The organism is Mesorhizobium sp. B2-4-18 (genome assembly GCF_006441385.1).
Lineage (GTDB): Bacteria > Pseudomonadota > Alphaproteobacteria > Rhizobiales > Rhizobiaceae > Mesorhizobium > Mesorhizobium australicum.
In genome coordinates this window covers 135,637-148,086 of the sequence record NZ_VFUW01000001.1, presented here as the reverse complement: position 1 = coordinate 148,086, position 12,450 = coordinate 135,637, and the positions used below count along the sequence as shown (strand labels likewise).

Here is a 12,450-nt window from a genome sequence, read left to right as displayed (position 1 = left end):
TCGAACGGCATCGGCCGTGAGCAAGGCTCGCCATGATCCGACTTCCTCAAAGCCCGATCGGCAAGGTCCTTCGAGCGGCCGGTGGCGTGTCGGCCATGGCAATTGCCGGTCAGCTCATTCTTGTCGCGACCATTCCGGTGTTGGCTAGGCTCTATTCTCCTGCTGATTTCGGCTTGTTCACGATCTATCTTTCGACCGTGAACATACTGGGGGCGGTTGCGGCACTGCGCTTTGAGGCTTCGCTGTACGGCGTCAAGAGCGACGCGCAGGCATACGTCACGGTTAAGCTCATTCTTTTGGCCGTGTCGGCAACCGGCGTTCTTGCCTTGACGGCGGGGGTTATGTTGTCGAGCACCGTTCCGGTCCGCGCTGTTGACCTTGTGTGGCTGGTTCCGATCGGCATGGCAGGCGCAGGTCTTGTGGAGACCATGAATTGCTGGAGCCTGCGTGCCGGCCTGCTGCGCGACTTCGCGCTCGGCCGCTTGATCTTGCCCGCGACGATGGCGTTGTTGCAGCTGATGTTCGGCATCGTCCATCTCGGAGGAGAGGCGATGGTGCACGCTCACATTCTCAGCCAATTCATCTTCATTGGGTTCCTTGGCGTTCGGATTTTCCGCTGGGAGGACGTGTGCGGTATTGCCCGCGCGCCGTGGCAAACGGTCTTTGAAAAGGCCAGGCGCGAATACAAATTTCCACTGTTCGACATCCCGGCAACGGTCGCAAGTTTCGCCATCAACAACCTTCCGGCGATACTCGTCGGCTCGATGTTCGGGACCGCCTATGCTGGCTATCTGGGCGTCGCGTCGCGGCTCGTCACCGGCCCCGTCACACTCATTGCCACGCCGCTCAGCAATGTCTTTGTCGCCGAAGCCAATAAGGGCGGCGGCCGCAGGCATCTGCTCGGCCTCGCACGAGGCCTGCTGATCCTTGCCGGCGGGCTCACTTCACTGCCCATTCTGGCTCTTGGCCTCGCCGCACCGCAGCTCGTCGTACCCCTATTGGGACGGCCATGGCTGCCCGCCGCCGAAATCATGACGGCGCTGGCGTTCATGGGCGCGGTGCAAGCTTTGTCGACGCCGCTTCAGGATGTGCCGGCTCTCCTGCGACGGCAGGAGGTGCGCCTGGTCGTCGATGCCGTAAGGACGGTGCTCGTGTTTGGTCCGCTTCTAGCCGGCGCCAGAGCTGGCTGGGAACCTCTCACTGTCATTTATCTCATGGCTGCCGGCGGCGCCGGGGGCTTCTTCATCAAGACGGCAGCCTCTCTCTATCTGTTGAAGCAAAGTGTTCAACCGGACGAGACGTCGCCTCGCAGCCGGTGCATCGCCTTGGAGGAAAGATAACATGACGCAGATGGACAGTCGCGACGCCCTTCCTTCCGCAGCCCTGCCAACAGGGGTCGGACCTTCGCAAGATGAGGGGTCGGCGGAGTTGGTGACACTGCGGCCGTTCATTTCAGTGGCCATCCCGACCTTTCGCAGGCCAGATACCATTCGAAGGACAATCGACAGCATCCTCCAGCAGGATTTTGCGAATTGGGAACTGGTGGTTAGCGACGACGAGGGGCAAGGAGGGCTGTCCTGGAGGATCGTCGACGAATATGCGCGTGCCGACGGTCGCATTCGGATTGTCGAGAACGGCAGGGGGCGAGGCCAGGTCGAGAATACCAACAACGCCATGCTCGCTTGCACCGGCACCTGGATCAAGTTGCTGCATGACGACGACTGGCTCGCGCCCGGCGCGCTCAAGCGATTTGCCGAGGTGTCCAAGGAGCATCCCTCGGCCGCATTCATGACCTGTGCAGCCAATATCGTGGAAGACGGCAGGATCATGCTCCGCTCGACGCCATCGGAGGAAAACCGCGTTTCAGTCTATTCGAGCCAGCAATGCCTCAGGGATCTTTACCTTGTCCGGACGACGAGGAGCCTCGGCATCATCCCCTCGACACTGTTGATCAACAGCAAGGTTCTTCAGGCTGGATGCCGAATGCGTGCACACAAATCGATCCCCGCCGGCGTTGACCAACTGTTCTTCGTGGACCTGGCCGGTCACGGAGACATGGTTGCGATCAATGAGGGTCTGATTTTTTACGACGCGACGAACCATCCGAGCATCACCACATCGAAGAGCTACACGGAAGTGGACGAAGTTACGCTTGCCGTTAAGCAGCTTAATTGGCAGCTGCTCGAAAACAGAAGGAATCTTCCTGACCCCGAGAGCCTCTTGCGAGCATTGCGGGTTGCACGCGTACCCGCCAGATTTCATCACCAGTCCTTGCCCGTGACTATCCGCGACACGCTGCAAATTCTTCGCCCATCAGTGATGAAGATCGCAAGCCAGTACCTCGTGGAATACCTGTTCAGGATCCGCCCGGTACTAGGGCCATGGTATACCCGAAGACAGTGATGGAGCTGACCGTTCAAGGCCGCGCACGGGACGCGGCACGCGCCGAACCGATTTATGGAGCACGGATTCACGACGGCCGCCCCTGCGGTGGCCGCAAGGCTGGACACGATCATCCCCGAATGTTCAGGGAACTAGGGCAACACCGAGACGCGTGCGAGAAGGGTGACCAATTCTGCCTGACGCCTGGTTTCAGTTTTGGCGAACAGTGATGCGAGCTGGGTTCGGATGGTCGTCCGGCTGAGCGCACAGCTTTCAGCGATTTCCAATGGGGTGTAGCCCTTTGCCAGCCGCACCGCCAGATGTGTCTCGGCTCCGGTCAAACCGAACATTCGCTGCAGGGTTTGAGGATTGGGCGCCGATTTCGTCTCTCGGTCCAACAGGGCGACGACGATCGTGTTGTCGGCTGCGAAGAGGCCGCGCTCGTTGATGACAACGGGGCGATCTCCGCTGCTGCGGATCACAATCCATGCAAACGATCCGGGGTTGAGGTGGCACGGCACGTTCGCGATCAGGCTTCTGAGCGCTCCCGAAAGGCCGTCGGCGTTGTTCACCTGGCTGCCATAACCGCTGAGAATGACGCGCGCGGTGGCGTTCCACTTGAGGACTTTCCTGGTTTCGCTGAGCACGAGACATCCGTAGCCAAGGCGATCAAGCATACCCGGGAAAGAATGCAGCGGCGGTTGGTCACCTTCGGTGGCGGCAGCAGGCCTTTCAACCTGCCGGTCGGAGCTTTGGGCATGGCGCAAGGGAGACGGCCTGCTGCCAGGCCCCATGGCCGCCATCGCACGTTGCACTTGGAAAACAGTACTTCTCGGCCGTTCGACCAGGTTCATTGTCGTCACCACTTTCCGGTTTCGCTGTCAGATCGGCGCCAGCGCATGGGCTAAGTGTTGGAACTTTCTTCTGATGATTCTGATAGGCTGACATTTCGGCGCGCGAAAGCGAGCAGCAGCACTAGGTCCGATAACCAAAGGCTCTAAGCCGCATTGGCTAAGCCAAAAGTTGTAGGTAGTCAGGATGAGATTGCGGATAGGCGGTCCCGTACTGTCGGACAGGCTACGACAACATCTGGTTTCGTCGGCCGTCCTGCTGGCTACCCTTTTTATCGAGATGAAATCGTCGCTGACAGGTGGTGGCAGTGCGGCCTTTCTGGAATGTGTGCCGGCGATTGTCATCATCGCCTTCCTGGAGGACCGCTGGCCTGCGATGGCTGCCACGTTTGCCATGGTGGCTGTCGGCTTGGCAGTTCGCCTGGCGGCGAACGGTCAGTTGGTCGGAGATGATCTTTCCGGGGCCATTCTCCTCGCCTTGTCCGGCGGGATGATCGCCTTTCTTTTCCATCGTTCAAGGCAGGAGTTGAGGAGCGCGCTCGATGTCGCCGAGAACAGGCTTACCGCCATCGAGACGACCGAAGCGCGATATCGCTGGGCTTTCGAGCGGGCCGCCTTGGGATTTGCGACCGCAAATGACCGTGGTGAGCTGCTGCAGGTCAACATGTGCATGTGCAGTATGTCCGGCTACGCACAGGAAGAGCTCGTCGGCCAGCATATCGAAACGCTCGTTCATCCTGACGAACGCGATCTGTTCGCCAGGCTTGGACGTGGTCTAAGCGCGGAGGCGCCGTCGTTTGGCTTGGAAATGCGCTTGAGAAGGAAGGATGGCACTGTTTTCTGGGCTCGCGTGACCCTCTCTTGGTCTGGTCCGGAGAAACAACTGCCGATGGGCATATTTGTCGTCTTCGAGGATATCACTGAACGCAGGGCTGCAAGCGAAGCGCTCTTGAGCCAAAAGGAATGGCTGGACCTTGCGCTGCTCGCCGGAAGGCTTGGCACATGGCGCGTGGACTACAAGGAGAGAATTGTCTCCGGTTCAGATCAATTTTGGGAAATTCTTGGTTTGCCGCCAGCCGCTTCCCGTCCTCTGGACGAGCTGTCGGCGATCATTCATACGGCGGACTGGCCAAAACTCGGGGCCCATTCAGAATTCATCGCGGCAACCGCCAACTACGACGCAGAGGTTCGAGTTCGGCGGTCGGACGGACAGTTCCGCTGGATTGCCCTGCGCGGCCGTGAGGACATCCGCGATGGCTATCATCAGCGGTTCGGGATCGCGGCTGACCTTACCGAGCGGCGGCAGACGACACTGTTGCGGGCCGCGGTGAGAAGACAGGAGCGGCTTATACTTGAACAGCGGCACCGGCTCAGTAATCTGTTTGCCGTGATCACGGCTGTCGTGAAAATGATCCCTGCTTCAGACCAGGATATTTCCAAGTACAGAGGAGATCTTTTAGAGCGAATTCGGGCGCTCGAATCCACGCACCTGCTGTTGATCAACAATGCAGAGTTATCATCTACGATCCGCGATATTGTCGCACATGCGCTTCGCCCCTACGCGGAGGCACACAGAGCAACGATCACAGGGCCTCATGTCAGAATCGTCGGAGGCGCTGCGGAAAGTTTCGCGATGGTCGTCCACGAACTCACGACAAATTCGGTCAAGCACGGGGTGCTCGGGAACTCCCAAGGCCAGGTGGAGGTAAGGTGGGGCGTCGCACCCGAGGGCTCGGACGGCGACATCGTGTTCGACTGGATCGAACGAGGCGGCCGAAATGCCAAGCCTGTCCTGCGGAAAGGTTTTGGGTCGATTGTCCTTGGCGCCGATGGAACGCCCTTGGTCGGTCACTCTTCGAAACTGGAAATGTCGGCTGGTGGATTGCGATATCAGCTACGCCTATCCCAGGGCGAGATTCAGCCTTAACTTAGATCGTTCCAAGCCATGTCCTCATCAAAACAGCGACCTCGGTGCGGTTTCGGACTCCCAGTTCACGCAAGATTGCGGCGGCATGGATCTTGGTCGTGGCCTCGGCGATGTCGAGATCGCGGGCGATCTCCTTGTTCGAATAACCTTCGGCCATAAGCTTGAGCACGTCCTTTTGCCTTGACGTGAGCCTTCCCAGAGAACCTGGGCTGGCCAAGGCCTGGTGCGAAGCCTCCACGGGAGATCTATGCGTCTGAGGCGCGGCTGCGCCAGAGCTTCGCGACAGGAGGGCTGGTACATAGATGCGGCCTGACAAGATCTCTTTGACGGCCAGCACCACCTCCTCATCCGGCTGCGACTTCACGATGTAGCCGTGGAGGCCAACTGAAAGGGCCAACAAAATTTCCGATCGTGAATCGTTTCCTGACACAATCGCAAACCTGCTTTTGGGATAGGCGGCGAGAACATCGCCGAGCACTTCCTGGGTGAGCAGCCCGGGCATGTTCAGGTCCAGGATCGCAAGATCAATTGTTTCGTGTTCGGCCAAGAGCCCAACCACGGCATCAAAACAGGTCGCCTCGATTATTTCCGTACCAGGGATTCCGGCTGTCAGCGCCATGCGCAAGCCACGTCGATAAAGGCCATGATCATCGGCTATGACGATCTTGTACATAGAAACCCCCACGCACAAACAACCCGCACTACCTGGCCGCGCCTTGCAGGAGCGCCGGTACGTCCAGAAAGGTGGACCCCGACGTCCTACAACCCCGTCCTGCTAATTACCGTACGCTAATGTAGCTCGGTTTTAGGAAAATGTTTACCTTCAATCGCAATTCAAGTGGGACCTTGGTCTGTTGCGCGTCTCGACCACGCCCGTCAGGTCCGCGGGATATGTTTCGTCCCCTACGGTTCCGGGATCAGAGAAATTCGCCCGTGCCATTCAAACGCACGACGACAGTATCCCGGTTGGCTCCCTAATCTCTCGCAGGTTCGGACAACTGAAACCCTGCTGCGCGAGGCGGTTCGCCGTCTTGGCTCCGGATGCGGTTTCAGCCGTCAAGGCCAACTCTGGCCATGTGCGTAGGGAGGATCGAATGAAAGCGGTAATTCAATGCGGTGGCATGGGAACGCGCCTTCGGCCATTTACATCGGTTTTGCCCAAGCCGCTGATGCCAATTGGCGCGCGGCCAGTCCTCGAGTTGCTGCTGAAATGGCTGCGGCGTAGCGGAATCGAAGACGTCTACGTCACCACCGGCTATCTCGGGCACCTGATCCGGAGCGTGTGCGGTGACGGCTCGCAGTGGAATCTGAGGATCCGCTACACGCAGGAAATGGAACCGCTCGGAACGATCGGCCCGCTTTCCTTGATCAGAGACGAATTGAATGAGCCGTTCATTGTCTTGAACGGCGATGTGCTGACCGACCTGAGCATCAGCCGGTTTACCGCGGCGCACCGCCTGCACAAAGACTCCGTCACGATAGCGACGTCGCTGCGGCTTACCAAGATGGATTTCGGCGTCATCGACGAGGTTGACAACACCGTCCAGGTGTTCCGCGAGAAGCCTGCGCTGTCGCATCTGGTAAGCATGGGCATCTACTGCATGAACCCGGACGTCCTCGACTTCATCCCATCCGGGATACCGTTTGGGTTCGACGACCTCATGCTGCAGATGCTCCAGGCCGGACGCGTCGTGCATGTCTACAAGCACGAAGGTCTTTGGCTCGACATCGGACGCGTCGAGGACTTCCAGAACGCGCAGACAGTTTCCTGGGAAGAGCAGTCGGCGTCCATCGAAGTGGCCGCCGCGGCAGCGTAACGGCCAGGCGCGAGGATCATCGAGGAGGTGACGATGCTCTTGGTAAGTTCCCCGGTCCTGGGAGTGCCAGAAAAAGCGGCTTTGGCGAAAGTGATCGACAGCGGTTGGCTGACGATGGGTGAACGGGTCCGGGCTTTCGAAGAGGCGTTTGCCTTGATGCACGAGGCAGAGGACTGCGTAGCGGTTAGTTCCTGCACCGCAGCCCTTCATCTTATCCTTCACGGATTGGGGATTGGTCCGGGCGACGAGGTGCTGGTTCCTTCGCTGACCTTCGTGGCTACCGCGAACGCAGTGCTCTATGTCGGCGCCACTCCTGTCTTTGTCGACATAGAATCGGCAGACGTCCCTCTGATGTCGCTCAAAGAAGCAGAAGCACGCTGCAGCCCTCGCACCAGGGCCGTGATCCTGGTTCATTTCGCCGGCTATCTTGCCGACAAGGACGCCTGGCAAGCATTCGCCAGCGCACGCGGGCTCTCGATCATCGAGGATGCGGCACATGCTCCCGGCCTAAAAGCGGTTGGCACCTTTGGTGCGGGCGCCGCCTTCAGCTTCTACGGCAACAAGAACATGACGACGGCGGAGGGTGGGGCCGTAATTGCCCGGGACCCCCAACTGCTGGACAGGATTCGCCAGGCTCGCGCGCACGGCATGACCACCGGAACACGCCAGCGACTAAACAGCCGCACCGCGCACTACGATGTGACCATGCTCGGCTTTAACTACCGAATGGATGAAATGCGGGCCGCGATCGGCTTGGTTCAGCTCCAGAACCTGCAGGAGTGGAACGAGATAAGGCGCATTCTTGTCGTGTTGTACCGGCGCCTTATCGCGTTGCGTTGTCCGGCGATCACAATACCGTTCGAAGAACCGCGAGCCTCGGCTTACCACATCATGCCGATCCTCTTGCCGCGCTACGTCAACAGGCAGCATGTCGTCGATGAGCTGCGGGCGCAGGACATACAAACCACGGTCCATTACCCGCCCGTTCATCAGATGACCCTCTACCGTGAGCTTTACCCGGGTACCCACCTGCCGCGCACCGAGGATTTCGCGGAACGCGAGTTGACCATTCCGCTGCATCCTCAGATTACCGCGCCCGCGGTTGAAGCCGTGGTGGACGTCCTGGCGACCGCGCTCAATAGCGGCATCCACGCGGGAACCGCCGCATGAACGCGTTTGATCTGTCCATCCACCCGCCCGTCGTGTCAGGCGTGAGCCATGGTTTTGGCAGACGGGCGATGGATGTCGTGGCCGCATCCTTGGCCGCGATCGTTTTCGCGCCGCTGATGTTGCTGATTGCATTTGCGCTATTTCTCGAGGGCGGACGCCCCGTGCTTTTCCGGCAGCCTCGCATCGGTGCAGGGGGGCGCATGTTTCATATCTATAAGTTCCGCAAATTCGAGGTTCTGTGTGATCCTCAGGGCCCTGCGTTGACCAGCATAGGCGACCGTCGGCTGACGAAGATCGGGCGCATTTTGGCCAGCACCAAACTGGATGAGTTGCCGCAACTCTGGAATGTGCTCAGAGGCGACATGGCCATCGTCGGGCCACGGCCGGAAAGCCTCGCCTTTGCTGACTGCTTCCATGGCGGCTTCGAGGCGGTCCTAAGATATAAACCCGGCTTGGTCGGCCCGACGCAAGTTCTTTTCCGTCACGAAGCCTCTCTCTACCCGGCCTCAGGAGACCTGTCGTCCTTCTACAGGGAGGCGCTGTTTCCGATCAAAGCCAAGTTCGATCTTTCCTATTATCCCCGACGAACCATCGCTTCGGATGTTGTGTGGATGATCCTCGGTTTTCTGGCGGTAATCGGCTGGGTGCCTGTCGGGCTACTCAGGCGTTGAAGGCTGTTTGTGTGTGCGCGCTCGGCAACCGGAGCGCTTCAGGTGAAAGAAGGAACACCTGGTTATGAGCTACAATGGCAAGAGAGTTCTGGTCACTGGCGCGGATGGGTTCATTGGATCGCACCTGACCGAGGCACTCGTCCGCAACGGTGCCGAGGTGACCGCATTGGCCCTCTATAATTCGTTCGACAGTCATGGATGGCTGGATGATCTGCCAGACGACATCCGAGGTCATCTGAAACTCGTTCGAGGCGATGTACGCGACGGTGCATTCCTGAACCGGATCGTGCGCGGCCAAGCCGTCGTGTTTCATCTCGCTGCGCTTATCGCGATCCCGTACTCATACGCGGCCGCCCAGTCCTATGTGGAAACCAATATCATGGGGACGCTGAATGTCCTTGAAGCGGCCCGCCAATGGGAGACGGAACGGATCATTCACACCTCGACCAGTGAGGTTTACGGCACGGCGCTCAGCATGCCGATCAGCGAGTCCCATCCTCTTCAGGGACAATCGCCATATTCGGCGTCCAAGATCGGCGCCGACATGATGGCGCAGTCCTATGCCAGATCGTTCGACCTGCCCGTCGTGATCCTCCGGCCGTTCAATACATTCGGGCCGCGACAAAGCGAACGAGCCATAATACCGACAATCATCCGGCAGGCGCTCGATCCAAAATGTGTTTCGATCATGGTGGGAGATACCAGCCCGGTCCGCGACCTGACCTTCGTCGAGGACACAGCGGCTGCCTTCCTGAGCGCGGGTTCAGCCACACTCGAATTCGGCCATGCCTACAATGCTGGAAGCCAGCGTGCCGTGACCATATCGGACGTGCTCGATCTCGTGCGCGAACTGAGCAACTGCAAGAAGCCCGTTCACCGCGACGAGAGTCGATTGCGGCCGCAAAACTCCGAGGTTCGCGCTCTGCTGGCCGATTCATCACGGCTCGAACGCGAAACCGGATGGACTGCGCAAACGAGTTTGCGCCACGGCTTGGCCAGAACCATCGATTGGTGGCGGGCGCGCCTAGGCGAAGGTCGGGTACGCCGCGAAATGAGCTACATGACATGAGGTTTTACCCATTTCCATTGGCACTGCTCCTGATCGCCTTTGCCGTCCTGCTGCGGGCGGCCGACAGCCAGGGAAACAGCATGTCCACGACGTTCGTCGCGCCAATGCCGATGGATCTCCCAGATTATCTGCATCCCGCGACAGATCCGGCATTCGGCACGAATTTCATGCGCATCACTAAACCCGGCGCACTTGGGGGAGGTGTCGTGTGTGGGACGAAATATTGCAGCCATCGCTATTCGAGCGCTCAAGCCTGGAATGCGGACCAGAGCCTGCTCGTGCTGGCCAATGGCTGCAACGGGCTGTGCTTCCTCGACGGCAAGACATATGCTCCGCTATTCCACCGCGACAAAGGCGGTGAATGCGAATGGCATCCACGAAACGCAGACGTGATGATCTGCGTTGAGGATCGGAAGATCTCGACATGGGCGCCAAGGACAAACCACGAAGAGGTTGTCTTCGTCACGGCTCAATACCACGATCTGCAGTTCGGGCCGTCGAAGGGCAATCCAAGCCGTGACGGCAAACGTATAGCCGTCCGCGCTGTCCGCGCGGATGGAAAAGCCGTGGTGTTCGCCTTCGATCTCGCGGATCGATTCAAATTCCCGGACATCGATCTCGCTCAGGTTCCCGGAACCACCAGCTCCTGCACCATCTCCCCGCTCGGGACGAACATCCTTTGCTTTCAAAACCTGGCCGACGGCACCGAGCAGAGGGCCATTTTCAGTGTCGATGGCACCTTGCGACAGAGGTGGACGGACCATCACCGCCCCGGCCACGGAGACCTTACGCTCGATGACGACGGCAGCGAGGTCTATGTTGGCATCAGCAAATCCGGCCCCGACAAGTATCACGTGATCAAGCGAAGATTGTCCGATGGGAAGGTGACCTCCCTGACCGGATACGGCGAAGCAGAGCATGCATCGTCGCGTGCTCTGAAGCGGCCCGGCTGGGTCTTCCTGACCTATGGCGGCAACCCTGAGGAGATATCGGCCAATCCAGGCTGGGCACCATATGCACGGGAGGTCATCGCGTTGCGCATCGACGGCAGCGGCGAAGTTCGGCGCATCGTGCAGACACGCAACGCGCCCTTCGACTACTGGAGCGAGACGCATGCGTCACCTTCGCCGGACGGCACACAGGTGATCTGGTCCAGCAATTGGGGCGTGGCCGGTGGACCGGTTTACGACTTCGTCACCCGCGTCGACTGGCCCGAAAACCAGGACAAGAAGGAGATTGTCGCGAATGGTCAACCTTAGCCGATTCTTCCTTGCGACACTTGCGATGCTTTGCGCCCTGCCGATGGCTGCGGCAGCCGATGCGACGATCTATCGAATTTCGCCCGGAGACACCATCGAGATCGCAATCACCTCGCTTCCCGAGCGGACGCAGCGTGCGGTGGTGCAGATGGACGGCACCATCGTTCTCGCCGAGGCAGGCACGGTGCCTGTCGCCGGCCTGACCCCGTCCGAACTTCAGACGCGCTTGCAGGCGATCCTGCCGACCAAGATCTACCACATACGCATGCCGGACGGCCGTGAGCAGGTGGCGGTCGTCAGGCCCGGCGACGTGACGGCGATCGTCGCTGAATACCGTCCAATTTATGTGACTGGCGAAGTGCTCGCTCCTGGCCAGCAGGCCTTTCGTCCGCTCATGACGGTTCGGCAGGCGATAGCCGTCGCCGGCGGCTTCAGCCTCTTGCGTGCACGGGCGAACCAGGCTGGGCCGGACCCAACGGACCTGCAGCGCGATTATGAGACGATCTGGGGAGAATACATCAAGGACTATTTCCACAGTGCGCGCATACGTGCCGAACTTCAAAAACAGCCCGATTTCGACATGAAGGCCCCCCAGGGCTTTCCGCTGTCTTCTTCCCTCGCAACCGAAATCGCGCAGGCCGAGGCAGAAGGGCTGAAGCTCTCGCTGGACAATTTCGGGCAGGAGCAGAGCTTTCTGGAGAAGGGCGCCAAGGATGCAGCGACCCAGGTCCAGGCGTTGCTCCAGCGCGAGCAGGACGAAGCCGATGGAGTCAAGGCCGATGAAGAGGATTTGGCGCAGGTGACCAAGCTCTTCAAGGCTGGCAACCTGACCAACAACCGGCTCGCCGATGTCCGGCGCGCGGTGCTTCTGTCCTCGAGCCGTGCGCTTGAAACTTCGGTCGAACTCATGAGGGCTCGGCGCCAACAGGATGATCTTGCAAGGCAGATCGAGCGCAATGACAACCAGAGGCGTGCCGGTTTGTTGAACGAGTTGCGGGATACACAGGCGCGCCTTGCCGACATCACCGCAAGGCTGCACGCGGTCAGCCAGAAATTGCAGCCGCAGGGAGCATCCGCCTTGCCGCAGCCGATCGGCGGCGAAACCGTGCGGGCCCAGGTGACGATCATCCGCTCCGTCGATGCGCAATGGCGCAAGCAGCCGGCCGACCAGGATACCGCGGTGGCGCCGGGTGATACGATCGAGGTCAGGTTCAGCAGCGCGCTCGAAAACGCGGCGGTGCAATAGACAATCGCTGCCGGCGTCGCCGGTAGCGGCAATATCTTCGATGTCGTTGCGAGAACGG

At 59.7% G+C, this 12,450-nt stretch carries 11 protein-coding genes; 9 read left to right on the top strand and 2 right to left on the bottom strand.

Annotated elements, in window-relative coordinates:
- Positions 1-32: 32 nt before the first annotated feature.
- Complete coding sequence (locus FJ527_RS00700) at positions 33-1,340, top strand: lipopolysaccharide biosynthesis protein (protein WP_015316387.1); 1,308 nt, start codon at positions 33-35, stop codon at positions 1,338-1,340.
- 1 nt (position 1,341) lies between these two features.
- Complete coding sequence (locus FJ527_RS00695; RefSeq protein ID WP_140790207.1) at positions 1,342-2,403, top strand: glycosyltransferase family 2 protein; 1,062 nt, start codon at positions 1,342-1,344, stop codon at positions 2,401-2,403.
- A gap of 131 nt (positions 2,404-2,534) precedes the next feature.
- Here the strand turns inward: FJ527_RS00695 and FJ527_RS00690 are convergent, their stop codons facing one another.
- Complete coding sequence (locus FJ527_RS00690; RefSeq protein ID WP_224586269.1) at positions 2,535-3,236, bottom strand: helix-turn-helix transcriptional regulator; 702 nt, start codon at positions 3,234-3,236, stop codon at positions 2,535-2,537.
- A gap of 184 nt (positions 3,237-3,420) precedes the next feature.
- Here FJ527_RS00690 and FJ527_RS00685 point away from each other — a divergent pair, with 184 nt between their 5' ends.
- Positions 3,421-5,160 (top strand): PAS domain S-box protein, encoded by a 1,740-nt coding sequence (locus tag FJ527_RS00685; RefSeq protein ID WP_140660807.1) that lies wholly within the window; start codon positions 3,421-3,423, stop codon positions 5,158-5,160.
- Position 5,161: 1 nt separating this feature from the next.
- On the opposite strand, the gene FJ527_RS00680 is transcribed toward FJ527_RS00685, so the two are convergent.
- Entirely contained in the window at positions 5,162-5,833 is a 672-nt protein-coding gene (locus FJ527_RS00680) for a response regulator transcription factor (RefSeq protein WP_140821185.1), read from the bottom strand.
- A gap of 421 nt (positions 5,834-6,254) precedes the next feature.
- Here FJ527_RS00680 and FJ527_RS00675 point away from each other — a divergent pair, with 421 nt between their 5' ends.
- The 6 genes from FJ527_RS00675 (at position 6,255) to FJ527_RS00650 (ending at position 12,392) form a co-directional block, all read left to right on the top strand.
- Entirely contained in the window at positions 6,255-6,977 is a 723-nt protein-coding gene (locus FJ527_RS00675; protein WP_015316392.1) for an NDP-sugar synthase, read from the top strand.
- Between the two features lie 33 nt (positions 6,978-7,010).
- Complete coding sequence (locus FJ527_RS00670; RefSeq protein WP_015316393.1) at positions 7,011-8,147, top strand: DegT/DnrJ/EryC1/StrS aminotransferase family protein; 1,137 nt, start codon at positions 7,011-7,013, stop codon at positions 8,145-8,147.
- The gene (locus FJ527_RS00665; RefSeq protein WP_140821183.1) at positions 8,144-8,818 is read left to right on the top strand and encodes a sugar transferase; all 675 of its coding nucleotides are present in this window, start codon (positions 8,144-8,146) and stop codon (positions 8,816-8,818) included. The genes FJ527_RS00670 and FJ527_RS00665 overlap by 4 nt, the downstream gene beginning before the upstream one ends.
- A 64-nt stretch (positions 8,819-8,882) precedes the next feature.
- The gene (locus FJ527_RS00660) at positions 8,883-9,887 is read left to right on the top strand and encodes an SDR family NAD(P)-dependent oxidoreductase (RefSeq protein WP_140614634.1); all 1,005 of its coding nucleotides are present in this window, start codon (positions 8,883-8,885) and stop codon (positions 9,885-9,887) included.
- Positions 9,884-11,146: a hypothetical protein gene (locus FJ527_RS00655; RefSeq protein ID WP_140821182.1), complete on the top strand. Its 1,263-nt coding sequence runs from the start codon at positions 9,884-9,886 to the stop codon at positions 11,144-11,146. Before FJ527_RS00660 ends, FJ527_RS00655 begins: the two co-directional genes overlap by 4 nt.
- Entirely contained in the window at positions 11,133-12,392 is a 1,260-nt protein-coding gene (locus FJ527_RS00650; protein ID WP_140821180.1) for a polysaccharide biosynthesis/export family protein, read from the top strand. Before FJ527_RS00655 ends, FJ527_RS00650 begins: the two co-directional genes overlap by 14 nt.
- Positions 12,393-12,450 lie beyond the last annotated feature (58 nt).